This is a genomic window from Vibrio sp. 1069 (genome assembly GCF_033340555.1).
In genome coordinates, this window is sequence record NZ_JAWOWP010000008.1 from 158,985 (window position 1) to 184,607 (window position 25,623).

At 45.6% G+C, this 25,623-nt stretch carries 23 protein-coding genes; 4 read left to right on the forward strand and 19 right to left on the reverse strand.

All coding sequences use genetic code 11. From position 1 onward, the window contains the following. From ftsB to rlmD, 6 genes are all read right to left on the reverse strand, one after another. Positions 1–282, reverse strand: a complete 282-nt coding sequence (ftsB, locus tag R7040_RS14215) for a cell division protein FtsB (RefSeq protein ID WP_005380907.1) — start codon at positions 280–282, stop codon at positions 1–3. A gap of 389 nt (positions 283–671) precedes the next feature. Then, positions 672–1,973 (reverse strand): phosphopyruvate hydratase, encoded by a 1,302-nt coding sequence (gene eno, locus R7040_RS14220; RefSeq protein ID WP_005383785.1) that lies wholly within the window; start codon positions 1,971–1,973, stop codon positions 672–674. A 78-nt stretch (positions 1,974–2,051) separates the two neighbouring features. Beyond that, complete coding sequence (locus R7040_RS14225) at positions 2,052–3,692, reverse strand: CTP synthase (RefSeq protein ID WP_021034029.1); 1,641 nt, start codon at positions 3,690–3,692, stop codon at positions 2,052–2,054. A 204-nt stretch (positions 3,693–3,896) separates the two neighbouring features. Continuing rightward, a complete protein-coding gene (gene mazG, locus R7040_RS14230; protein WP_005383780.1) occupies positions 3,897–4,700 on the reverse strand; it encodes a nucleoside triphosphate pyrophosphohydrolase in 804 nt (267 codons plus the stop codon). A gap of 224 nt (positions 4,701–4,924) precedes the next feature. Continuing rightward, positions 4,925–7,144, reverse strand: a complete 2,220-nt coding sequence (gene relA, locus R7040_RS14235; RefSeq protein WP_005380915.1) for a GTP diphosphokinase — start codon at positions 7,142–7,144, stop codon at positions 4,925–4,927. A gap of 123 nt (positions 7,145–7,267) precedes the next feature. Then, positions 7,268–8,587, reverse strand: a complete 1,320-nt coding sequence (gene rlmD / locus R7040_RS14240) for a 23S rRNA (uracil(1939)-C(5))-methyltransferase RlmD (RefSeq protein WP_318081564.1) — start codon at positions 8,585–8,587, stop codon at positions 7,268–7,270. A gap of 192 nt (positions 8,588–8,779) precedes the next feature. On the opposite strand from rlmD, the gene barA reads away from it, so the two are divergent. Continuing rightward, positions 8,780–11,578, forward strand: coding sequence for a two-component sensor histidine kinase BarA (gene barA / locus R7040_RS14245; protein WP_033907441.1), 2,799 nt, complete (start codon positions 8,780–8,782; stop codon positions 11,576–11,578). Positions 11,579–11,647: 69 nt separating this feature from the next. Here the strand turns inward: barA and acpS are convergent, their stop codons facing one another. The 11 genes from acpS to rpoE form a co-directional block, all read right to left on the reverse strand. Then, entirely contained in the window at positions 11,648–12,028 is a 381-nt protein-coding gene (gene acpS / locus R7040_RS14250; protein ID WP_053306776.1) for a holo-ACP synthase, read from the reverse strand. A 10-nt stretch (positions 12,029–12,038) separates the two neighbouring features. Then, complete coding sequence (gene pdxJ / locus R7040_RS14255; RefSeq protein ID WP_064354306.1) at positions 12,039–12,773, reverse strand: pyridoxine 5'-phosphate synthase; 735 nt, start codon at positions 12,771–12,773, stop codon at positions 12,039–12,041. Continuing rightward, positions 12,770–13,501, reverse strand: a complete 732-nt coding sequence (gene recO, locus R7040_RS14260; RefSeq protein ID WP_005384578.1) for a DNA repair protein RecO — start codon at positions 13,499–13,501, stop codon at positions 12,770–12,772. The genes pdxJ and recO overlap by 4 nt, the downstream gene beginning before the upstream one ends. 115 nt (positions 13,502–13,616) lie before the next feature. Next, complete coding sequence (era, locus tag R7040_RS14265; RefSeq protein WP_005380931.1) at positions 13,617–14,579, reverse strand: GTPase Era; 963 nt, start codon at positions 14,577–14,579, stop codon at positions 13,617–13,619. Then, positions 14,572–15,249 (reverse strand): ribonuclease III, encoded by a 678-nt coding sequence (gene rnc, locus R7040_RS14270; protein WP_005380932.1) that lies wholly within the window; start codon positions 15,247–15,249, stop codon positions 14,572–14,574. The genes era and rnc overlap by 8 nt, the downstream gene beginning before the upstream one ends. A gap of 21 nt (positions 15,250–15,270) precedes the next feature. After that, positions 15,271–16,170, reverse strand: a complete 900-nt coding sequence (gene lepB, locus R7040_RS14275) for a signal peptidase I (protein ID WP_005380933.1) — start codon at positions 16,168–16,170, stop codon at positions 15,271–15,273. A gap of 104 nt (positions 16,171–16,274) precedes the next feature. Further along, on the reverse strand, positions 16,275–18,068 hold the full coding sequence (lepA, locus tag R7040_RS14280; protein ID WP_005380934.1) for a translation elongation factor 4: 1,794 nt from the start codon (positions 18,066–18,068) through the stop codon (positions 16,275–16,277). 158 nt (positions 18,069–18,226) lie between these two features. Beyond that, a complete protein-coding gene (locus R7040_RS14285; RefSeq protein ID WP_005384575.1) occupies positions 18,227–18,697 on the reverse strand; it encodes a SoxR reducing system RseC family protein in 471 nt (156 codons plus the stop codon). A gap of 2 nt (positions 18,698–18,699) precedes the next feature. Next, a complete protein-coding gene (gene rseB / locus R7040_RS14290) occupies positions 18,700–19,659 on the reverse strand; it encodes a sigma-E factor regulatory protein RseB (protein ID WP_005380941.1) in 960 nt (319 codons plus the stop codon). Then, a complete protein-coding gene (locus tag R7040_RS14295; RefSeq protein ID WP_005380944.1) occupies positions 19,656–20,282 on the reverse strand; it encodes a sigma-E factor negative regulatory protein in 627 nt (208 codons plus the stop codon). The genes rseB and R7040_RS14295 overlap by 4 nt, the downstream gene beginning before the upstream one ends. 26 nt (positions 20,283–20,308) lie before the next feature. Further along, a complete protein-coding gene (rpoE, locus tag R7040_RS14300) occupies positions 20,309–20,887 on the reverse strand; it encodes an RNA polymerase sigma factor RpoE (protein ID WP_005380946.1) in 579 nt (192 codons plus the stop codon). A 554-nt stretch (positions 20,888–21,441) separates the two neighbouring features. Between rpoE and nadB the strand changes: the two genes are divergently transcribed. Beyond that, the gene (gene nadB / locus R7040_RS14305) at positions 21,442–23,055 is read left to right on the forward strand and encodes an L-aspartate oxidase (RefSeq protein ID WP_005380947.1); all 1,614 of its coding nucleotides are present in this window, start codon (positions 21,442–21,444) and stop codon (positions 23,053–23,055) included. A gap of 22 nt (positions 23,056–23,077) precedes the next feature. Here nadB and R7040_RS14310 read toward each other — a convergent pair whose 3' ends face one another. Together R7040_RS14310 and R7040_RS14315 are read right to left on the reverse strand one after the other, a co-directional pair. Next, the gene (locus R7040_RS14310) at positions 23,078–23,539 is read right to left on the reverse strand and encodes a protein YgfX (protein WP_230623489.1); all 462 of its coding nucleotides are present in this window, start codon (positions 23,537–23,539) and stop codon (positions 23,078–23,080) included. After that, a complete protein-coding gene (locus R7040_RS14315; RefSeq protein ID WP_005380951.1) occupies positions 23,508–23,768 on the reverse strand; it encodes a succinate dehydrogenase assembly factor 2 in 261 nt (86 codons plus the stop codon). Before R7040_RS14315 ends, R7040_RS14310 begins: the two co-directional genes overlap by 32 nt. 189 nt (positions 23,769–23,957) lie before the next feature. Between R7040_RS14315 and ygfZ the strand changes: the two genes are divergently transcribed. Both ygfZ and R7040_RS14325 read left to right on the forward strand, forming a co-directional pair. Beyond that, the gene (gene ygfZ, locus R7040_RS14320) at positions 23,958–24,926 is read left to right on the forward strand and encodes a tRNA-modifying protein YgfZ (protein ID WP_054577171.1); all 969 of its coding nucleotides are present in this window, start codon (positions 23,958–23,960) and stop codon (positions 24,924–24,926) included. Then, the gene (locus R7040_RS14325) at positions 24,919–25,392 is read left to right on the forward strand and encodes an aminoacyl-tRNA deacylase (RefSeq protein WP_005384562.1); all 474 of its coding nucleotides are present in this window, start codon (positions 24,919–24,921) and stop codon (positions 25,390–25,392) included. Before ygfZ ends, R7040_RS14325 begins: the two co-directional genes overlap by 8 nt. Positions 25,393–25,623 lie beyond the last annotated feature (231 nt).

Genomic DNA, 25,623 nt, shown 5'->3' on the forward strand with positions numbered 1-25,623 from the left:
TTAATGGTTTTCCTCACCTATAATGCGGTAAAAAGTCTCGCCATCTTTAACTAAACCGAGCTCATGACGCGCACGTTCTTCAATCGCATCAAGACCTTGCCTTAAGTCATCAATCTCAGCGAACATTTCATTGTTGCGAGCTTGTAGCTTGCTGTTCACTTGTTGCTGAACTTCAATTTCATCTTTTACTGTGTAGTAGTCAGACACTCCGTTTTTACCAAACCATAGAGTGTATTGAAGCAAGCCAAACAGTAGCGTAAGGGCTATAACAAAGATTCGCATATCGCTGCTAACATTCTGTACCGGAAGGAATTAGATAAGGTGACATATATAGCATAAATGCGAGGTTGCCTCTAGGGGAGAAAGGGAGACTCACACGCTCCTTACAAGAAATAAGCAGCAAAATGAAACAAGCTCATGGGAAGCGAACCTTACCCATGACCAAAGTAAGACCCCAAAATACAAATCTATAAATACAAAAAAACGCCGTAGCGAGGGTTTCAAAAAGCTATTTAGCGAAACTTTACTCAATGAGAATTAAGCTTGGCCTTTAACTTCTTTAAGACCGCTTACTTGAAACATGGACTTAGCGCTTCCGTTATATAAAAAAACACCCCGCCAAGGCAGGGTGTTTTGAAAGCTTTAAGTTAAGCTGCTAATTCAGTGAAGAATTAAGCTTGACCTTTAACTTCTTTAAGACCGTTGAAAGGAGCGCGCTCACCTAGAGCTTCCTCGATACGGATTAGCTGGTTGTACTTAGCAACACGGTCAGAACGGCTCATAGAACCAGTTTTGATTTGACCTGCTGCTGTACCTACCGCTAGGTCAGCGATAGTTGCATCTTCAGTTTCGCCAGAACGGTGAGAGATTACTGCTGTGTAACCTGCGTCTTTAGCCATCTTGATTGCAGCTAGAGTCTCAGTTAGAGAACCGATTTGGTTGAACTTGATAAGGATAGAGTTAGCTACGCCTTTCTCGATACCTTCAGCAAGGATCTTAGTGTTAGTAACGAATAGATCGTCACCTACTAGTTGAAGCTTGTCACCTAGTAGTTCAGTTTGGTGCTTGAAGCCATCCCAGTCAGACTCGTCTAGACCGTCTTCGATAGAAACGATTGGGAATTGGTTAGCTAGCTCAGCTAGGTAGTGGTTGAACTCTTCAGAAGTGAAAGTTTTACCTTCGCCTTTCATGTTGTAGATGCCAGCTTCTTTGTCGAAGAACTCAGATGCAGCACAGTCCATAGCTAGAGTAACGTCTTTACCTAGTTCGTAACCAGCAGCTGCAACAGCTTCTGCGATAACTTCTAGAGCTTCAGCGTTAGATTTAAGGTTAGGAGCGAAACCACCTTCATCACCAACTGCAGTGCTGTAGCCTTTAGACTTAAGAACTTTAGCTAGGTTGTGGAATACTTCTGCACCGATACGTAGACCTTCTTTAAGAGTCTTAGCGCCAACTGGTTGGATCATGAACTCTTGGATGTCAACGTTGTTGTCTGCGTGCTCACCACCGTTGATGATGTTCATCATTGGTAGAGGCATAGAGAACTGACCTGCAGTGCCGTTTAGCTCAGCGATGTGCTCGTATAGAGGCATGCCTTTCGCAGCAGCAGCAGCTTTAGCGTTTGCTAGAGAAACAGCTAGGATAGCGTTAGCACCGAATTTAGATTTGTTTTCAGTGCCGTCTAGTTCGATCATTACTGCGTCGATTGCAGCTTGGTCTTTAGCGTCTTTGCCAACTAGAGCTTCAGCGATTGGGCCGTTTACAGCTTCAACTGCTTTAAGAACACCTTTACCTAGGAAACGTGCTTTGTCACCGTCACGTAGCTCAAGAGCTTCGCGAGAACCAGTAGATGCGCCAGATGGAGCTGCCGCCATACCTACGAAACCGCCTTCTAGGTGTACTTCAGCTTCTACAGTTGGGTTACCACGTGAGTCGATGATTTCACGACCTAGAACTTTAACGATCTTAGACATTAATGTTTCCTCTCGTTTCAAATATAAATGTCAATCTTAAAGGGCAGCAGCACAACCTTCGCCGCCGCCCGTATCCTTTTACTTCTCGAATTCGCCGCGTGCGTTTTGGCCCGCAGCCTTAACAAAACCTGCAAACAATGGATGTCCATCGCGAGGAGTCGAGGTGAATTCTGGGTGGAACTGAGCCGCTACAAACCATGGGTGAGCTGGGTTCTCAATCATTTCCACTAACTTCTTGTCCGCAGATAGACCTGATACTTTTAGGCCTGCTTTTTCGATTTGCGGACGAAGCACGTTATTCACTTCGTAACGGTGACGGTGACGTTCATGGATCGTCGCGCTACCGTACAGTTCACGAGCTTTAGTCCCTTTCTCTAGGTGACACAGCTGTGAACCAAGACGCATCGTACCGCCTAGGTCAGACTTTTCAGTACGCTCTTCTACGCTACCTGATTCGTCTACCCACTCTGTGATCAAACCTACCACAGGGTACTTAGTCTCTTTGTTAAATTCTGTTGAATGTGCACCTTCCATACCCGCAACGTTACGCGCGTATTCGATTAGTGCAACTTGCATACCCAAACAAATACCTAGGTAAGGCACGTTATTTTCACGTGCATATTGAGCCGCACGGATCTTGCCTTCAATACCACGATCGCCGAAGCCACCTGGTACTAGGATTGCGTCCAAACCTTCTAGAAGTTCAACGCCTTTTGTTTCGATATCTTGTGAGTCTACATACTTAATTGTGACGCTTAGGCGGTTTTTCAAGCCAGCGTGTTTAAGCGCTTCGTTCACAGATTTGTATGCATCTGGTAATTCAATGTATTTACCAACCATACCGATGGTTACTTCACCAGTAGGATTTGCTTCTTCGTAGATAACCTGTTCCCATTCAGAAAGGTCTGCTTCAGGAGCAGTAATACCAAAGCGAGCACACACAAGGTCATCTAGCCCTTGAGATTTAATCAACTGAGGGATCTTGTAGATAGAGTCTACATCCTTCATTGAAATTACTGCTTTTTCTGGAACATTACAGAACAGTGCGATTTTTTTACGCTCATTCGCAGGAATAACGCGATCGCTACGGCAAACTAGGATGTCTGGCTGAATACCGATAGATAGAAGTTCTTTTACAGAGTGTTGCGTCGGCTTAGTTTTCACTTCGCCCGCTGCCGCTAGGTAAGGAACAAGTGTTAGGTGCATGAACATTGCGCGCTCACGGCCTAGCTCAACAGCTAGCTGACGAATCGCTTCCATAAATGGTAGTGATTCGATATCACCAACAGTACCGCCAACTTCAACGATAGCCACATCATGGCCTTCAGAACCTGCAATAACGCGATCTTTGATTGCGTTAGTGATATGAGGGATAACTTGAATAGTTGCGCCTAGGTAGTCACCACGACGTTCTTTACGAAGTACGTCGGCATAAACACGACCTGCAGTGAAGTTGTTACGCTTGGTCATCTTGGTACGGATGAAACGCTCGTAGTGACCAAGGTCAAGGTCAGTCTCTGCGCCATCTTCTGTAACGAACACTTCACCGTGCTGAGTAGGGCTCATTGTGCCCGGGTCAACGTTGATGTAAGGGTCAAGCTTCATCATAGTCACTTTAAGACCACGAGCTTCTAGAATAGCCGCAAGAGATGCTGCTGCAATACCTTTACCTAGAGAGGATACAACCCCGCCAGTAACAAAAATGTAATTTGTCGTCATGTTTAACCTGAAATTGGTTGAATGAGGGAAATGGAGTGCTTCTGGACGGGAGATAAATATACCAGAAGCTCCTTACCGCCACAACGTGAAATCTATCACACCGTAATTTTTTATTTTTTGCTTCAAATCAAAGTGAGCAAAGACAACCCAAAGTCCGTTTCGTGTAACCAAACAAGCTGACCTTATATTATGTATTCTGCCAGTTTACCTCTGCCTCGATTCTTCTTGTTTTACTTCATCCCAAAAATGGTCAAGTTCTGATAAAGAACAATCTGTAAGTACTTTGCCTGACTGCTGGACCTTGCCTTCAACTTGTTTAAAACGTCGCGCAAACTTTACGTTTGCTTTTCCTAGCGCGACTTCTGGGTTTTTATCAAGGTGGCGAGCCAAATTGACAGTCGCAAATAGCAAATCACCGAGCTCCAACTCAACTTTCTCTTCATCGGGCTGAACTTGCAGTGCCTCTTCCATGACTTCGTCAATTTCTTCTCGTACTTTATCGACAACCGGGCCAAGTGAATCCCAATCAAACCCAAATTTTGCACATTTTTTCTGAATTTTTGTAGCACGAGAAAGTGCCGGTAAAGAGTTTGGTATTGAGTCTAGGATACTTTCTTCCGCTTTGCCTACTAGGGCTTTTTCTTTTGCTTTTTCCGCTTCCCAGTTCGCGTTAATTTCCTCGTCAGATTCAAACTCAACATCTGAAAAAACATGCGGGTGGCGACGAGTCAGTTTTTCGTTCACGGTTTCGACGACATCCGAAAAGTCGAACAGCTCTTGCTCTTTCGCTAGCTGACTGTAAAAAATCACCTGAAACAACAAATCCCCTAGCTCTTCTTTTAAATTGGGCCAATCTCGATTTTGAATCGCGTCCACCACCTCGTAGGTTTCTTCTATTGTATGCGGAACGATGGTGTCAAAGGTTTGTTTTAAGTCCCAAGGGCAACCGTTTTCGGGGTCACGCAGCTTCGCCATGATTTGTTCTAACTGTTCAATTGGATGACTCATTTTTTGTTCCTTTAAACCTTTCTATTAAAGAAAAAGGTGAGCAGCCAAAACCACTCACCTTCTACATTATATTTTCTCAGCAGCTTTCACTAAGTAATTGTTACTTTGACAAGGCAACAAATTTTCGCGACTCCTGAGCATAGCTCGCCTATGTGATGAGCCTGGGCCGGCACTCCGGAGTGAGCGCAGGCAACAACGCTACAACGATAACTATGACGAGAGTTTTAGCCGAGGCGTTTCACCGTCATGACATCCTTGATCTGTTCCACACGTTTCGAAACCCGCGAAAGCACCTCAATATTGGTGACTTCTAGGTCAAAGTCCATGATGGCAAGTTGACGTCTGTAGTCGACTCGGTTCTTCATACTGGTCACTTTGATCTTTTCGTTGGCGAACAGTGTCGTAATGTCTTTGAGTAGACCACCTCGCTCCATCGCTTCAACACGCACGGTGAGGATGTATGACCCCACAAAGCCGCTGCCCCAGACTGTATCGATGATGCGCTCTGGCGCATGATGGCGCAGTTCTTCTAGCTGTTCACAGTCACTACGGTGTACTGAAATCCCACGACCTTGCGTTATGTAACCAGAGATATCGTCACCTGGAATTGGCTGACAGCAACGTGCTAGATGTGTCATTAGGTTATCGACGCCTTCTACTACAACTGCGTCTTTTTTCGGTCGGCTTTGCGCGGGTGATTTATGCTCAGCTTCTTGCAGTTTTTCCAGTGCTTGCTGATCTTCTTCCTCTGCCGTTGGCTTGTTAACTAACGCGTTGATATGGTTAATTATTTGGTTGATACGCAAATCACCGCTACCTACACCAACATACAATTCATCTGGTGTTTTGACGTTAAACCGCTTGAGGGCGTAATGCTCTGCATCTTTTAACGTTGCGCCAATTTTGGCTAACTCATGCTCAAGGATTTCACGACCTGCTTCAAGGTTCTTCTCACGGCTTTGTTTTCGGAACCAGGCGTTAATTTTGGCACGCGCACGACCAGAATGAACGAAGCCTAATGATGGGTTTAACCAGTCACGTGATGGGTTAGGTTCTTTCTGAGTGATAATCTCGACTTGGTCACCCATATGTAATTTATGCGTGAACGGCACAATACGACCTCCGACTTTGGCACCGATACAACGGTGTCCCACTTCGGAGTGAATGTGATAGGCAAAATCTAGCGGCGTTGCCCCCATTGGCAAATCGACAACATCACCACGTGGTGTAAAGGCATAAACACGGTCATCAAAGACTTGGCTACGCAGCTCATCGAGCATTTCGCCAGAGTCAGACATTTCTTCTTGCCAATCCAATAGCTTACGCAGCCACGTGATCTTCTCATCATAACCGCTTCGGCTGCTTGCCCCTTCTTTATATTTCCAGTGCGCTGCAACCCCCAGTTCCGACTCTTCATGCATTTGCTTGGTACGAATCTGGATCTCGATGGTTTTGCCTTCTGGCCCTAGAATTACTGTATGGATCGATTGATAACCGTTTGGTTTAGGGTTAGCAACGTAGTCATCAAACTCGCTCGGTAGGTGCTTGTATTTGGTGTGAACTACGCCTAAAGCCGCGTAACAATCTTGCAGTTTGTCTGCGATGATACGCACTGCTCGCACATCAAACAGCTCATCAAAGGCCAAACTCTTTTTCTGCATTTTTCGCCAAATGCTGTAGATGTGCTTAGGTCGACCACTCACTTCGGCATTGATGCCCGACACTTCCATTTCGTGCGTGAGGTCTTCAACAAAGTCTTTGATGTACTGTTCACGAACAATGCGTCGCTCAGAAAGCTGTTTGGCAATTTGTTTGTAAGTTTCCGGTTGTTGGTAGCGGAAAGCGTAATCTTCAATTTCCCATTTCAGCTGACCGATGCCTAATCGGTTTGCTAGCGGCGCATAGATGTTGGCACACTCTTTTGCCGCCGCACGTCGAACTTCATCTGGCGCTTTTTTAACTTCAATAAGATTACAAATTCGTTCCGCGAGCTTGATAACTACGCAGCGGAAGTCATCCACCATGGCAAGCAGCATACGGCGTACGTTATCTACCTGAGATGACGCTGCACTGCCTTCCATGTTGACGTTGAGTTGGCCAATAGCAGCCATTTCTTCAACGCCGTCGATTAATTTTATGATTTCTTTGCTGTATTTCTCTTCCAGAATTTCTCTGTTAAAAGCACCACTTGAAACCAAAGGAAACAGTTGAGCAGCCACTAAAGTGGCTTGATCCATAGACAAGGTGATCAAAATTTCGATCATTTCTCGTCCACGCCACAACAACAGCTCCGCTTGCTCGTTATCAGCTAATACCGTCTGGCAATCTCGATATACTTCGATTAAGCGTGAGGCTGTGTTTTTCTCTTGTCCTAGGCTAGCCACCCAGTTTTCGAGTTCAAACTGTTCATCTTGGTTTAAATGCGCGCTTCTTACCGCAACCATCTCATCATCCTAATTATTATATTCGTGTGGTTTGACTAACACCGTCCAGGTTAGTTCTTTTTACCGCGCGTACACGCTGGCTTTATGACCACCCACCACAAATAAGGGGTCAAAGTCCTAAAGTTAGGACTTTTCAAACAATGCCATCGATTCTAGATGACTGGTATGAGGGAACATGTCCAGCATACCTAATTTCGTTAATTTATAGCCTTGCTCTATCAAGCTTTGACTATCCCTAGCAAGGGTAGCAGGATTACAAGAAACATAAACTACACGCTGTGCGCCAAGCTCAGAAACTTGATCGATGATCCCACTCGCTCCCGCGCGTGCCGGGTCTAATAATACTTTATCAAACCGCTCTGCGGCCCAGGCTTGGCCTTCAAAATCTTGCTCAAGGTTAGCGTGATAAAATTGCGCGTTATTGGTTTGGTTCAAAGATGCATTGTTTGTGGCTTTTTCTACCATCTCTGCAACACCCTCTACTCCAACCACGTACTTAGCTAATTTCGCAACTGGTAAACTAAAGTTGCCTAAACCACAGAACAAATCTAACACTCGGTCACTCTTTTGTGGGTCTAACCACTCAACCGCTTGTTTGACCATTTGTTGGTTTACACCTTGGTTTACTTGAATAAAGTTATTTGGTGCAAAAGGGATTTTCACTCCAACTTCTTGATAAAAAGGCATATCGCCTTCGATAAGGTCTAATTGTTCTGTCGATGGCATTAAGTACAACGATGCGCCATGACGTTTTGCCAACTCCGTTAGAGATTGAGTTTCACTCGTTGTCAGAGCGCTCAAGTGGCGCAGCGTAATACACGGCCCATTATCACCAAGTACCAGCTCTACATGACCTAATTGTTCCGGCTTTTTGAACGCTTTTAGGGCTGAGTAAATCTCTGGCAGCAAAACATTCAGTTCCGGTGCCAGCACTGGGCAATCGGTCACTTGCGCAATTTGCTTACTCTGCTTTTTACGGAAACCAAAATGTAGCTGACGTGTTTTTTTATCAACAAACAAGCTCACTCTCGCACGGCGACGGTAGGCCTGCGAATATCCCAATAACGGGGCATCTAGTTCAATGTCACTGCCTGAAAATTTTCGCATTAGCTGACGCAACGTTTGCTGTTTGTACGTCAATTGTTGGTCATAATCTAGATGCTGCAAATCACAGCCACCGCACTCATGATAATGTGGGCAAAATGGCTCCACACGAGCTTCACTCGGCTTAAGGATTTTAATCAACTTACCGCGAGCGTATTTGCTCTTTTCTTCCACCAATTGAGTGACCACCTCCTCACCCGGCAGTGCTCCATCAATAAACAATGGCTTCTTTTTGAGGTAAGCAATGCCTGCGCCGTGGTGATCTAAACGCTCTACTTGCACTGCTTGGTGCCGAGTATTGAGTTGGGTTTTCTTTTTCGGTTGAAAGATGCGTGCCATGCTCTATGCCTGATTTATGTGTAATTGCTCTTCGGCTTCACTATTCTTGATTGCAGCCGTTGTGTGATTCGAGTGACTTGATTATGCTTACCGTTTATTCGGTGACGTCACTTCTTTGCTCAAGGCTTTATCGTGCGCTTGAGAAATAATGCGTTATTTTCCCATATCCAGACTCCGATGTAATTAGATAACATGACCAGATATGGCTTACGAGCACGTGTAATTACACTAACTCTCGCTCCCACTCTCATTATTGGTTTATTACTGAGCGGCTTTTTCTCATTTAACCGCTACCAAGACCTTGAGAAACAAGTTATCACCACTGGTAACAGCATTATTGAGCCGCTGGCGATTGCCAGTGAAACTCATCTACTATCAGAAAGCCGAGAGGCGGTACGTCGCTTGATAAGCTACGCGCACCGCAAAAACTCCAAACTGGTTCGTAGTATCGCGGTATTTGATGAACATCATGAGCTCTTTGTGACCTCTAACTTTCATCCTAATTTTGAAGCCTTGATGTTTCCCAAAGATAAACCGATCCCGCAACTGGGTAATTCGGAAATCTACGAAAACTCACTGATATTGCGTGTCCCCATTTTGTCAGAAGGTCACTACTTAGCGGAGTTGTCGAACGAAAGCCAAGGCACAAAAGCGATTGGTTACATCGCCGTCGAGTTAGATCTCTCCTCCTTGAGGCTGCAACAGTATCAAGAAGTCTTCTCTGCTTTTTTAGTTCTGGTTCTCGGTCTTGGCTTAGCAAGTGTGTTTGCTTCACGTCTAATGCACGATGTGACCCAACCTATCACCCACATGAAGAATGTCGTTGACCGCATTCGCCGTGGTCATCTGGATGTGCGTATCGAAGGCAAAATGCACGGGGAGTTAGACCAGCTAAAAAATGGCATCAACGCCATGGCGGTATCGTTATCAGAATATCACGTGGAGATGCAGCACAGTATAGACCAAGCCACGTCCGACTTACGTGAAACGCTTGAGCAGCTAGAAATTCAGAACGTTGAGTTGGATATCGCGAAGAAACGCGCGCAAGAAGCGGCCAGGGTTAAGTCAGAGTTCTTGGCAAACATGTCGCACGAGCTGCGTACTCCGCTCAATGGGGTGATTGGCTTTACTCGTCAAATGCTTAAAACGCAGCTTTCTAACAGCCAAACGGATTACCTACAGACGATTGAGAAATCGGCGAACAACCTGCTGAATATCATCAATGACATTCTCGACTTCTCGAAACTTGAAGCGGGTAAGCTGGCGCTGGAAAACATTCCTTTTGATTTCCGAGAAAGTTTAGAAGAGGTAATTAACCTACAAGCCACAAGTGCACATGAGAAAGGGTTAGAAATCACCCTAAAAGTGGACCCTAAAATTCCACCGGGTTTAGTTGGGGATCCACTACGTATTCAGCAAATTTTGACGAACTTAGTCGGTAACTCAATCAAGTTTACCGAGCGAGGCAACATTGATGTTAGCGTAGAAATGCGCTCTCAATCAGGAGACTCCGTCGAACTGCAATTCATGGTGCGTGATACCGGTATTGGTATCTCTGAGCGTCAGCAAGCGCAGTTGTTCCAAGCCTTTAGCCAAGCAGATGCAAGTATTTCACGTCGTTACGGCGGTACTGGCCTTGGTCTGGTCATCACTCAGAAACTGGTGAGCCAGATGGGCGGCGAAATCAGTTTAACCAGCCGTCTACACCAAGGTTCAACCTTCTGGTTTACGGTGCGCTTGCACTCAACCGAGATGCCAATGAGCGAACTGATTGAAGTGGAACTTCTGACTGGGAAGCAGTTACTGCTGATTGAACCAAACATGCAAGCCGCATCCGTAACCCAACAGATTCTGAGTCAGGAGGGTATTTTAGTAACCTACCGCTCTTCGCTACCAAACAACGAAGAACAATATGATTATGTATTGTTGAATTTAGCGGCCAACCAGACTCACGATGCGGAAGTTATTACACCTTGGATAGAACAAGCGAAACGTATGGCTCCGAGTGTTCTCCTAGGGACACCGAGTACCGAATTGGCGCTTGCGGACCAAATAATGACAGAGCATCACGTCCAGTGCCTGACGAAGCCATTGTCTCGCCGTAAGTTGCTACAAAGCCTGATTAGCGAACATGTAGAATCGCCACCGGTATTAAGCGCTCCAATTACGCCAAGCGAAGGGGACCGTTTACCTCTCACTGTACTAGCAGTGGATGACAACCCTGCAAACTTGAAGCTGATCTCTGCACTGCTCCGCGAACGAGTAGAAACCGTCACCGCCTGTAGCAATGGCCAGCAAGCGGTGAACCTGGCGACAGAGAAAAAGTACGATTTAATCTTCATGGATATCCAAATGCCACAAATGGATGGGGTGACCGCTTGTAAGCACATTAAAGAGTTGGAGCTAAATAAAGACACGCCAGTGATTGCGGTAACGGCGCATGCCATGGCAGGGGAACGAGACCGCTTGCTCTCGGCAGGAATGGATGACTACTTGACCAAACCTATTGAAGAGCATGTGCTACAACAGGTTTTGGTTCACTGGAACCCCAATGCTTGTACAGAGAGCATTGGCAAAGTCGCCCCTTCATACGTTGATGAACCTGAAGGAAGCGCACCACAATCCGTTTCTTCACCTCAACAGGATGTGATTATTGATTGGCAAGCGGCCTTGAAACAGAGCGCGAATAAAGAGGATCTCGCCAAAGATATGCTGCGCATGTTGATTGAGTTCATCCCTGAAGTAGAAGCGGTTGTTGACCAAGCTCTAGAGCAAGAAGATATCTCTCGTGATGACCTAATTCATGTCATCCATAAGCTGCACGGCAGTAGTTCATATTGTGGCGTTCCAAGACTGAAGTCACTCTGTGCGACGCTTGAGCAAGCACTGCGCTCAGGGATCAGTCTTGAGGAAGTTGAGCCTGAAATGTTCGAGCTGCAAGATGAAATGATTAAAGTCACAACGACTGCAAAATTATACCTTGAACAGTAATCTGCTCGAGAGACAAGAAAGCCAGAGCATCTGCTCTGGCTTTTTAGTATTTTGTTTAAGACTTACAAGCTAGGATTCAAAAATGACCGTCGCCACAGCGTAATGACGCTCATCGGAAATGGACAGGTGAATGTGGTTAACACCCATCGCATCCGCTATTTGCTTGGCTGTGCCCGTCAATGCGAGTACTGGTTTTCCAAGCTCATCGTTCGAGATGGAAAAGTCGTGAAACGTGACCCCTTTTGCGATCCCTGTCCCCAATGCTTTTGAGGCAGCTTCTTTAACAGCAAAGCGCTTAGCAAGATAACGACCTTGCAGCTTAAGCTGTGAGAATTTGGTCATTTCTTCTTCTGAAAGAATCCGCTGAGCAAAAGGTTCACCACTACGAGCTAACGCTTTTTCAATACGCTCAATTTCTGCAATGTCGGTCCCTAACCCTATAATCGCCATCTAGATAGCCCTATGACTGGCGAGCCTCAATCATCAGTGCTTTCATGTCAGCAACCGCTTTATTTAAACCATCAAATACTGCGCGACCAATGATTGAGTGACCAATGTTGAGTTCGTAAATTTCTGGTAATGCAGCAATTGGTGCGACATTGTGATAAGTCAGGCCATGCCCGGCATTAACAATAATACCTAGATCATGTGCATAACTCGCACCAGCGGCAATCTTCTTCAGTTCAGCTTGTTGTTCGTCTTCTGTCGTCGCATCTGCATAATGGCCAGTATGTAGCTCAATAAACGGAGCACCACACTTTTTCGCAGCTTCAATCTGTTGACGGTCAGCATCAATAAAGAGCGAAACTTTAATGCCGGCATCTGTCAGCTTTTTCGTCGCAGCTTTAATTTTGTCAAGCTGCCCTACTACATCTAAGCCACCCTCCGTCGTCAGTTCTTCACGCTTTTCAGGCACTAGACACACAAACTCTGGTTTAGTTTGCAGCGCAATCTCAACCATTTCGTCCGTCACTGCCATCTCTAGATTCATACGCGTTTGAATGGTTTCACGCAGAATACGTACATCACGATCCAAAATATGGCGACGGTCTTCACGTAAGTGGATAGTGATACCGTCCGCGCCTGCACGCTCAGCAATTTCAGCAGCGTGAACAGGATCTGGGTATTTTGTACCACGTGCATTACGTAGAGTGGCAATATGGTCGATATTGACGCCTAAATAAATTGAGCTCATTTTCCGTTACTCCGTGCTCTGGGGGTCTGAATGAAAAATTCACGACTTTTTAAAGGTTTGCCGCCAAGATACGGCTTTAAGGCTATACGTGTAAAGCGTTTTGCCGCTTTTAGCTGCTCTTTAGTGACGAACCGCCGCTCACTGATAGCAATCAGTTCATTCCCTAAAAACGTGAGGTTATCGCGCCTAACCGAAGCAATAAACCCTTTCTGTTCCCGGTAACGATAGGTCATTTCTGGATCGACGGGCTCGCCGGTACCTGCACAATGCAAAAAATCCACGCCATACCCCATCGCAGACAGCAAGGCTAACTCAAAACGACGCAGTGCAGGCTCAGGGTTCTCGTTGTGCGCCAACTCGGTTAACGCATGCAAATAATCATGAAATAGTGCTGGCATCGGCACTTCAGCCATCAAAATACGGCCAATCAGTTCATTGACGTACATGGCTGAGTAGAGATTAATGCCCGTTAACGGCAAACCTAGACTTATCGGCTCGGCTTGACGCAAAGTTTTCATTGAGCCTTTCCCCGACCATTTAAGTAATAGCGGGGTAAAAGGTTGCAATGCGCCTTTTAAGTTCGAACGCTTACTGCGCGCGCCTTTGGCCATTAAAGTCATTCGGCCATATTCCTCACTAAATACATCAAGGATTAAGCTCGATTCACTGTAAGGGCGTCGGTGCAATACAAAACAGCGCTGTAAACCTTCGGAAGACAGATTACTCATCTAAGTCATTGTGCCTAAAAAGTGTGAAATAAAAAATAAGGAGCCGAGCGGCTCCTTATTTTAATCGATACTGATTTTTCATCGATGTTGGAGCGAAGCACCTTCGCAGCCAAGATTATAAATCGTCTATATAACCCAACGATCGCAACGCTCGTTCGTCGTCTGCCCAGCCAGATTTCACTTTTACCCAAGTTTCTAGGTAAACCTTACGACCGAACAATTCTTCCATATCTAAACGCGCTTCGCGACCAATGGTTTTAATCTTCTCGCCGCCTTTGCCAATCACCATTTTCTTCTGGCCATTACGCTCAACAAGAATCAATGCATTGATGTGGAAACCGTCGGTTTCTGGGTTGTAATCAAAACGTTCAATCTCAACCGTTACTGAGTATGGCAGCTCTTCACCAGTAAAGCGCATCAGCTTTTCACGCACAATCTCAGACGCCATAAAACGCTGAGAACGGTCAGTCACGTATTCTTCTGGGAAGTGATGCGTTGCTTTAGGTAAGTGATTACGCACGTGCTTACGCAGTACGTCAATGTTCTTACCTTGCTTGGCAGAGATTGGCACAACATCCACGAAGTCCATCTTCTTCGACATCTCCGCCATGTGTAGCATCACGTCGTTACGATCTTGTACGTTGTCGACTTTGTTTACACAAAGCACAACTGGGAAGTTCGATTTTTGAAGTTTGGTCAGCACCATCTCATCGTCTTTAGTCCAATGCGTACCATCGACTAAGAAGAACACAAGGTTTACATCACTCAATGACGAGTTAGCTGCACGGTTCATCAAACGGTTGATCGCACGCTTTTCTTCAATGTGAAGTCCAGGCGTGTCGACGTAAATCGCTTGGTAATCGCCGTCCGTATCCACACCCATAATACGGTGGCGTGTCGTTTGCGGCTTACGAGAGGTGATCGAAATCTTCTGACCCAAAATCTTGTTCAAAAGTGTCGACTTACCTACGTTTGGACGACCAACAATAGCAATAAAGCCACAGTGTTGGTTTTCTGGCGAGCTTGGCTCACCTTGTGATGCGAAAAACGCATCGATATCGAATTCGTTATCAGCCATTTGTTAATTGCTCAAGTGCTGTTTCAGCAGCCGCTTGTTCTGCCTTGCGGCGGCTGGTGCCTTTACCGATTACAGGCTTATCCACACCTGCTACTTCGCACTCAACCGTGAACTCTTGGTTGTGCGCTTCACCTTTAATATTAGTCACTGTGTAGACAGGCAGCGGTTTTCTTCTGCCTTGTAGGAACTCTTGTAGGCGAGTTTTCGGATCTTTCTGTGAAACGCCTGGTTTAATGGCTTCAAGGCGTGACTGATACCAACTCAGTACAATGCCTCGCACAACTTCAAGATCACTGTCTAGGTAAATTGCGCCAATAATGGCTTCAACCGCATCGGCTAAAATAGAGTCTCGGCGAAAACCGCCACTCTTCAATTCACCTGGACCTAATTTTAAATAATCTCCTAGATCGAATTCACGACCCAGTTCCGCCAATGTATGTCCGCGAACCAAAGTAGCACGCATGCGGCTCATGTCACCTTCGTTCACTTTTGGGAAACGATGGTACAGATCATCAGCGATGACAAAACTTAAAATTGAATCGCCCAGAAACTCAAGACGTTCATTGTGCTTACTGTTGGCGCTGCGGTGCGTCAGCGCCAAATTGATAAGCCCGGCATCTTGAAACTGGTAGCCGAGCTTTCTCTCTAGTTTATCAATTGGAGAATTCATACTCTCTCGATATTTGAATGGTTAGTGAATGCCACCGATGCGGTTAAAACGCACACCAGTTGGAATCCATGAAGGTAGAACACTATCTGCGCCACGATCAAACTCGAAGCTGATCCAGATCGCGACAGCTTTACCGACTAAGTTTGCTTCTGGAACAAAGCCCCAGTAACGGCTGTCAGCACTGTTGTCACGGTTATCACCCATCACAAAATACTGACCTTGTGGTACAACCCACTCTGTCGTGCCGCTGCGTGGGAAATATTGCTCCACGCGGTTACGCACAAGAGGGTTAACCAAAATATTGTGCTCAACGTTACCCAATTTTTCATCCAGTTGGATCATTGGAATACCGTTCGAGCTAAACTGACTTTCTTCAACATTGCTCAGTTTAACTGGCTTACACGCCGATTCGCCTTGGCTTTGCACGCAAAGCTGCTTATCACTTGAATAACGCACGATATCACCAGGTAAACCAACTACACGCTTAATGTAGTCCACACTTGGTTGTGGTGGGTATTTGAATACCACGATATCACCACGCTCAGGCTTACCAGTTTCCACTAGCTGAGTACGCCATACTGGGTCTTTTAGACCGTACGCGTACTTCTCAACTAAAATGAAATCGCCAACCAGCAAGGTAGGCATCATTGAGCCTGATGGGATTTGAAATGGTTCGTAGATAAAAGAACGTAATACTAAAACGAACGCGATCACAGGGAAAATAGAGACGCTATTTTCAACCCACCAAGGCTGACGCTCAACTTTTTGCAAGGTCACTGCATCCAAACCATTAGACGTCTGAGCTTGAATCTCAGCCAGTTTTTCCTGACGCTTTTTCGCGAAAACCAGCTTTTCCAATAGCCAAACCACGCCAGTTACCAAAGTCGCAATAACCAACATCAGTGAGAATGTATTCGCCATTAAATTCCCTTATCTAAAAATACGAAAGTGAAAGAGCCGAAACCCTTTCACTTATTTTAATATCTAACGTCTTAAGACCGACAAGTGTGAGACAAAGTTCAACTTTAGTCTTTACCTACGTGAAGGATGGCTAGGAACGCTTCTTGAGGCAGCTCAACGTTACCGATCTGCTTCATGCGTTTCTTACCTTCTTTCTGTTTCTTCAGAAGTTTCTTCTTACGACTTACGTCACCGCCGTAACATTTCGCAATAACGTTCTTACGCAACTGTTTTACCGTTGAACGAGCGATAATGTGGTTACCAATTGCCGCTTGGATTGCGATATCAAACATTTGGCGAGGGATGAATTCTTTCATCTTCTCTACCAACTGACGACCGCGAGTCTGAGACTGATCTTTGTGTGTGATCATCGCCAATGCATCAACAGTGTCACCGTTAAGAAGAACGTCTACACGTACCATGTTCGAAGCTTCAAAACGCTGGAAGTTGTAATCCAAAGATGCGTAACCGCGTGATGTTGATTTCAGACGATCGAAGAAATCCAGTACCACTTCAGCCATTGGAATATCGTAAGTCACAGCGACTTGGTTACCGTGGTAAACCATATCAACTTGACTGCCTCGCTTTTCAACACACAGAGTGATTACGTTACCTAGGTACTCTGAAGGCACAAGGATATTACAACGCGCAATCGGTTCACGAATTTCTTCAATGTCATTGATCGCTGGTAGTTTTGCTGGGCTATCAACATACAGCAGATCGCCATCTGTCTTCTCAACTTCGTAAACTACCGTTGGTGCTGTGGTAATAAGATCCAAGTCGTATTCACGCTCTAGACGCTCTTGGATGATTTCCATGTGCAACATGCCAAGGAAACCACAACGGAAACCAAAGCCAAGTGCCGCAGAGTTTTCTGGCTCGTAGAATAGCGATGCGTCGTTAAGGCTTAGTTTGCCTAGTGCGTCACGGAAGTTTTCGTAATCGTCGGAAGATACAGGGAACAGACCTGCGTAAACCTGAGGTTTAACTTTCTTAAAGCCTGGTAGCGGTTTATCACAACCATTCTTCGCTAGAGTCAGCGTATCACCAACAGGGGCACCAAGAATGTCTTTGATGCCACAAACAACCCAACCTACTTCACCAGTACGAAGGGTATCGGTATCTACTTGTTTTGGCGTAAAGATACCAAGGCGGTCTACACCCCAAACTTGGCCCGTACTCATCACTTTGATCTTATCGTTCTTCTTCAGTTCGCCGTTTTTAATACGCACTAGAGAAACAACGCCAAGGTAGTTATCAAACCATGAGTCAATGATCAGCGCTTGTAGTGGCGCATCTGGATCACCTTCCGGTGCTGGAATCGCTGACACAATGTTCTCTAGAACGTCATCAACACCAATGCCTGTCTTCGCAGAACAGCGGGTTGCTTCCATTGCATCGATACCAACGATTTCTTCAATTTCTTCCGCTACACGCTCAGGATCGGCTGCTGGTAGGTCAATCTTGTTCAAGATTGGCACAACCTCTAGATCCATTTCGATCGCGGTGTAACAGTTAGCCAGTGTTTGAGCTTCAACACCTTGACCCGCATCCACAACCAATAGCGCACCTTCACAAGCCGCTAGAGAACGTGATACTTCATATGCAAAGTCAACGTGCCCCGGAGTATCGATGAAGTTCAGCTGATACGTCTCACCGTCTTTAGCGGTGTAGTTTAGCGTCACACTCTGAGATTTGATGGTGATGCCACGCTCACGTTCAAGATCCATAGAATCCAGAACCTGTGCGGCCATTTCACGATCGGTTAACCCGCCACAAACTTGGATTAGACGGTCTGATAGGGTCGACTTACCATGGTCGATGTGGGCGATAATCGAAAAGTTACGAATGTGCTTCATAGATTTAGGGTGACTAACTCTTTACAAATAGGGACAGTAAGAAACGCCATCTACTGACGGCATTTCAATCAAGTTGGCAGATTCTACCGAATTTCGTTAACGGGCGCACGTAATTTAAAGTACATACCCAAATAACCTTTAGTGGAGGGGGACAGCACTTACTGGATTGGCTCTCCAAGTACCCGAACGAGGGTAACTTGGCGCTTGGATTCATCTTCTAACGGACGAGAAACACGTTTTGCGATCCACATTCCACCAGCGGCAAACAATACCGATGCCAATATGATGATGCCTTCCCCGCCGGCTGTCAGCGGCGCTAATAGGAAGTGACCAAACATCGCACCGATAATCAAACCAAACAATGGCAGTAAATAAACCGCCATTGCTGATTTTATTAGGCTCGACTCAGGAAAACCAATCTCGACGACTTGACCTATTTTCACCGATTTATCCGTGCGCAGGTGCCAAGATAAACTCTTGTTACCAATGGCTTTAGTAACAACGCCCGTTCCACAGCTTTTCTGTGAAGAGCAACTACTGCAACTGGTCTGCTGTTCGCAACTTAAATCAATTTCGTATTGCTTGCCGCGACGATGCACGTCTGTCACGGTAGCCAACGCGGTCATCATTGTTATTTACTCTTTGTTACATTAAATGTGACTGATTGGGCGATACGCTGTGCTGTGGTCGGTGGAATGTCTCCTACAACAGAGATTTCATGTTGACCGCTCACAAAACTGTGTAGCGTTCTTCTGCCTTGGCGAACCAACTGCCCTTTTAACGAATGCTCATCCTTGTTTGCTACGTAAACAGAGAAGCTAAACAGACCATCAGAATACAGCTGGCTCTCCACCATTTGGTTAGTAACGGCCATACGATAGCGGTTGAGCTCGTTCGGCTCGAAACCCTCAGGGATCCAACCAACCTGCCAATTACTGGTCCCAATATCGCCTTTTGGCATGGTGAGAACAGCAGGTAATTGAACATCTTGCAGGCCACTCATTAACTCTGCGATTTTTGGGTTTACCGTGTAAGAAATAGTGCGATATTGTTCAAGCATTTCACCATCGCGGTCCACAAGGTCGGCACGTAACGGCAATTTACTCTTTTCATCGATCCATAGTACGTATGAATAGCGCAGACCGTCTTTAGGAACAATACGCAGCACTTGTGTTGCCACACCAGCTTCACGAGCTCTACCCACTTTTACATAGTCGTAATACAAGTTTAGCTCATCGATATTGGTGTTGAGCATAGGCATAGTCGGAGCGACCATTTTACCTGACTCGATGGTGAACGGTTCTAAACCCGTTTCGATATAACTTACTTCAGTTCCGCGACGAATCACTTCACGCACTGGGCCACTTAAGTAGACAAGATGAGCATATTGATCGTCACCATGCGTGGCATGACGATACAGCAACGGCTCAATGCTGTTCTTTTTGATAAGGATATAAGAGAGTTCGTAACTTAAATTCTTACTCGCCTCGCTCATTTGATGCAATAAAGCCTCCGCTGGCTTATCACCAGCAAAGGCTTGAGAAGACATCATACTGAACAGAGCGCAAGCGCTGATCAGAAATTTTTTCATTCAATATCCGGATTCAGATTTGCATCTTGTTGAGATGCATCACTGTTAATTCGTAACTGCAATTCGTAGTCTCGCAGCATAGCATGAACACGCTTGCGCTGCTCTTGCATATTTGCCTCGCCTACAGAACGTTCTACAGACTCACGAGTCAAACTCACTGGTTCTGCGCTGCCAGCAAACGGAACCGTCTGCAATACAGGTAATTGATCTGTTTGCGGCGACATTGAATCGCTACCACCGTACTGCTGTACACCTAAAATAACAACAAGCGATACACATGCAGCAACAGCAACTTGACCAAACTGCGTCAACCAACCTGGCAACTGACGTTTTGCTTTTTGCGGTTCTGGTTGCGACTCTTTTGGCGTATCCGCAATTGAGATAACATTTGCACTGTGCGAATCAAACGCACGGTGTGCAGGTTCATCTTCTAACGCTAACGCCACGCTTTCAGCAATATTCCACTCAGGTTTTGCTGGCGCTTCGCCTCGCATCACATCACCAATCAGGTGATAGTTCTGCCAAGCATCACGGCTCTCTTGGTCTTGCTCTAACTCTTGAATTAAAGCCTTATCGACCAATTCTCCATCCATGAGAGCTGAAAGTTTTTCTTTGTCAGCCATTATTTTCACCATAGTTATTACTTGTACTAGCGTTGCAAAAGAGGTCTGATTTTCTTTTCCACCGCCTCACGAGCACGGAAGATACGCGATCGTACCGTTCCTACCGGGCAATCCATCACTTCTGCAATTTCTTCATAACTCAAGCCATCGAGCTCTCGTAATGTCATTGCGGTTTTTAAATCTTCAGGTAAAGCTTCGATTGCACTGAACACCACCCGTTGCAATTCTTTGGACAACGTTAAGTTCTCAGGGTTCGATATTTCTTTAAGTGCACTACCTGTTTCGTAAAATTCAGCATCTTCAGCATCGACATCTGTCGCTGGAGGTCTACGCCCTTGAGCAACAATGTGATTTTTCGCAGTATTCACTGCAATGCGATACAGCCACGTATAAAACGCACTTTCCCCACGAAAGCTAGGGATAGCTCGGTAAGCTTTAATAAACGCTTCTTGTGCTACATCTGGTACATCGCCAGGATTACTAACGTATCTGGAAATAAGATTACATACCTTATTCTGGTACTTTGTTACCAACAGGTTGAATGCTTGCTTATCGCCATTCTGAACTCGCTCAATCAATACTTGATCGGTCAGCTGCTCGTTCATTCGAGCGGATACTCCTATTTGTTATGCCCCTACTCTTCTCAGATATGGGTACTAATTATGCAAAACGTAGTATTGACACCACTGCTTACTTGAGCACTATTGTGACCCTAACGTGAATGAGAAAGTTCCATGGTTTCTCAAGTTTTTTGTCATTGTTTTTTCACAGTGTGATGTCTGTACCCAAATGACCACCGCTGCCTGACTTTAGTCTAAGTTTGACAAGCGAGCATCTTGGAGGGAAATGGGTATAATGAATGATCTCTGTCCCAGATTGTGCTGGGTCGAGCATGGAAAAGCAATGGCATTGACAAACTATTACTTTTCATTTGCATGGCTAATGGCTATCTGAACACCGCGTTACAAATTATAACTTAGGAAGCATGCTCATGCTCTGCATGAAAAAGAAGAGTGGCTCAGTCACCGCAGTAACACGGACGTCGATAGGTCTCCCAACTTAGCCCTTAGCGACAGATGTCGCGATAATGGAATGCACATGGTGTGCAAATAATACACAAGGTAACTTTGTTACCTTAGCTTGGGATTATAAAAGTTATATGAACACAAATCGTGAACATGAGTGTGATGTATTAGTGGTAGGGAGTGGCGCGGCAGGTTTGTCGTTGGCTTTGCGCGTTGCTAACCACTGTAAGGTGATGGTGCTGAGTAAAGGACCACGCAGCGAAGGGGCGACCTACTATGCTCAAGGCGGTATCGCTGCCGTATTTGATGAGTCAGACACCATTGATTCACACGTTGAAGACACGCAAATCGCCGGGGATGGTATTTGCGATGAGGAGACCGTAAGGTTCATTGCTGAGCATTCAAAAGAGTGTGTACAGTGGTTGATTGACGGTGGTGTCCCATTTGATCGTGAAGAAGATGACTCTGACGATGAACCTCGCTACCACTTAACTCGTGAAGGTGGTCATAGCCGTCGTCGTATTCTTCACGCGGCAGATGCGACAGGTATGGCGATGCAAACCTCCCTGCAAGATAACGCTCATAACCATCCAAACATTCATGTTCTCGAACGTCACAATGCTCTGGACTTAATCACCGAAGACAAAATTGGCGGTGATAAAAACAAAGTTATCGGTGCTTATATTTGGAACCGCAACGAAGAGCATGTCGAAACCGTGCGAGCCAAATTTGTGGTTCTCGCTACAGGTGGTGCTTCAAAGGTTTATCAATACACCTCTAACCCAGATGTGTCGTCTGGTGATGGTATTGCGATTGCTTGGCGTGCAGGGTGTCGTGTGGCTAATATGGAATTTAACCAGTTCCATCCGACGTGTTTATATCACCCAGAAGCACGTAACTTCTTGCTAACTGAAGCGTTACGTGGCGAAGGTGCTTACCTGCGTCGTCCAGATGGTTCTCGCTTTATGCCAGATTTCGATGAACGTAAAGAGCTTGCTCCGCGTGACGTCGTGGCTCGTGCTATCGACTTCGAAATGAAGCGTTTAGGTGCCGACTGTATGTATCTCGACATCAGCCATAAGCCTGCTGACTTTATTACGAAACACTTCCCAACCATTTATTCACGTTTGATGGACTTGGGCATTGACATGACTAAAGAGCCAATCCCAATCGTACCTGCTGCACACTACACTTGTGGCGGTGTCATGGTGGATAGAAATGGCTGCACCGATCTGAAAAATTTGTATGCGATTGGTGAAGTTAGCTACACCGGGCTGCATGGTGCTAACCGCATGGCATCAAACTCACTTCTCGAATGCGTGGTTTATGCTTGGTCTGCGGCAAAAGATATTCTAAAACATCACACTAACGTTGAGCTACCTTCACAGGTGCCATGTTGGGATGAAAGCAAAGTAACCAATAGTGATGAAGAAGTGATCATTCAGCACAACTGGCACGAGCTTCGTCTGTTTATGTGGGACTACATGGGCATTGTGCGAACTGACAAGCGTTTAGAGCGCGCCTTACGCCGTATCCAACTGTTGCAACAAGAAACACACGAGTACTACAGCAATTTTCGAGTGTCGAACAACTTATTAGAACTGCGTAACCTTTTACAAGTAGCAGAGTTGATGGTTCGTTGTGCGATGCAGCGTAAAGAGAGTCGAGGTTTGCACTACACGCTTGATTATCCGAACCAACTGGAAAACAGCGGACCAACGATTTTGGTTCCAGCTAAACAGCTTTAACTCTACCAAGTAAACTATTACATCAGCAGGGAGCATTAGCTCCCTGTTTCATTTCCCATTGGCGTAATACCAAAGATAGTTGACGATACTGCTCATCGTCACAGCTATCACGCCAAATCGTAACACTACGGCCAGATTGCAATTGGAATGTTATCTTGAATGGTGATGCCGATGTATCGACTCGCTGTAAATGACCCTTTTCGGACTCAATATCTTCCGAGTATTCGCCATACTCAAGGGCATCAAACCTAACCGAGCCATCGCAGTGCACATACCAATGCCCATGACTTGTAGGTTGAACAAGGCCTTGGCTTGAGAGAGCCTTAACAATCAGTAATAACAAATAAGTCGATAATACGAGCGGAATGCTAGAGAAGATAACAGCCCAAGTCATCAATAAGAAAAGTACAACATTGAGGACTCGGGCAGTCAGAGAGGGAGAAGCAGTAAAATTAACGAACTTTGCTGAGGTTATGGGCGACAATTTTATCAACCATTGCTGCATGACCTAAATTTTCGCTACGGCCATGCCCCATTACCCAAGTAAACAGATCAGGATCATCGCATTCAAGTAAAGAAACAAAGTCACGCTGCTCTTGTTCACTCAGAGTATCAAAGCACTCTTCAAAAAACGGCATAATTACTACGTCTAGCTCAAGCATGCCTCGACGACAAGCCCATTTAATACGCGCTTTTTCTTCCGGAGTGTACATTCACTATTCCTTCATAGATGTCTTGTTGTTAGTGCGGAGTGTAACAAGGGATGTGCTACGTCACTAGTGTGCGGGTCACAATACGATAGTGAAAGCAGACAAATGTTGATTCGTAAATCGCTCCCCTAGTATCTCAAGGTTATTTGGGTATAACATAGCGGAAAAATATCTTCAAAAGGCATTGTAATTATGGAATGGCAAACTCGTTTTTCAGCATTACCTCTCTCAACTCAAGACGCACTTCCAGAGTTATCTATCTCACTGCTGGATAACTTCGGCATGATCACCATGATCGGTGATGATAAAAAATCATACTTACAAGGTCAGGTTACCTGCGATGTTGTTTCTTTAGAACAAGACCAATCAACACTGGGCGCACATTGTGATGCGAAAGGAAAAGTGTGGAGCGTGTTCCGCCTTTTCCATCATCATGATGGCTACGGCATGATCCAACCAAAATCGGCGATTGACGTAGAACTTAATGAAATAAAGAAATACGCTATTTTCTCTAAAGTAACGATTGAAGCTTCTGATGACGTTATCTTAGGTGTTGCTGGCGTCAAAGCCGACGAATTCATTTCAACAATGAGCAAGACAACTGGCAGCGTTCGCCCAGTTGACGGTGGCACAGCAGTGCAAGTTGCACAAGATCGCTGGTTACTGATATTAAGTGCGCCAGAAGCACAGCAAATCGTTGAAACTACCGACGCTGTCTTTACGACAAATGAGCTTTGGAATCGTTTCGATATTGAGGCAGGTTTACCATTTGTCTCTGCATCCGCGCAGAATGCTCACATTCCACAAGCACTTAACGTGCAAGCTTTAGGAGGCATAAGCTTCACAAAGGGCTGCTACACGGGACAAGAAACGGTAGCACGAGCGAAGTATCGCGGTACCAATAAACGTGCGATGTATATCGTAAAAGGTGCAACTTCTGCTCCATTCAGTGACGAACCAATTGAGCTCGAACGCAGCGTAGGTGAAAACTGGCGTTCAGTAGGTGCTTTATTAAATCACTACCAGTTCAGTGACAATCACGCGATTGGCCTGATCGTGCTGCCTAATAATCTCGATGAGGACACTCGTCTTCGTTTGGTTGCGCAACCAGAATGTGAATGGACAATCGAATCACTGCCTTACAGTCTTGATGATGAGTAATACAATCAATACTCCTTTGATGCAATTTCTCACAGACCAACACATTCCGTTTCGTCTGTTACCGCATCAAAGACCAGCAACCACCATTGAGGATGCCGCGCACCAACGCGGCATTCGCCCCTCTCAAATGGTGAAAGCAATCTTGCTACGAGACATGGGTAATCAATATGCACTCGCCTGTGCGCCAGGTGATCGTAGCGTTGATCCCAAAAAAGTGCGCTCGTTACTGAAATGTCGCCGGATGACTTGTGTTGATCAAGCCGATGTTGAGTCCATCACTGGTTACAAAATTGGTACTGTCACTCCTCTGCTACTAAAACGTCATATGCCAATCGTGTTCGACCCTAGCTTACTAGAAGAACAGGAAGTCACGATCAGCAGTGGCGATCGCATGGCTGGACTGGCGCTTTCTATCCAAGATCTTATCCAATTGTGTCAGCCGACCGTAGCTGAGATCTGTCGTTAATCGTCTAAAAACAATGTAATGACACGTAGTGTTTCTATCACTGCGTGATCTCGCTCATATCTACAAAAATAGACATGAGAATTTTTAATCACATATAAAACATAAATAGTCACAAAGATAAAACTCGTATATGCTGAATTTGTTGGTTAAGTTTCAAACAAGCACTTAACCAATATAAAGTGAGTCAGCTAGCTGAGTGACAGCATTCATGCAGTTAGTTATCCACTTTTG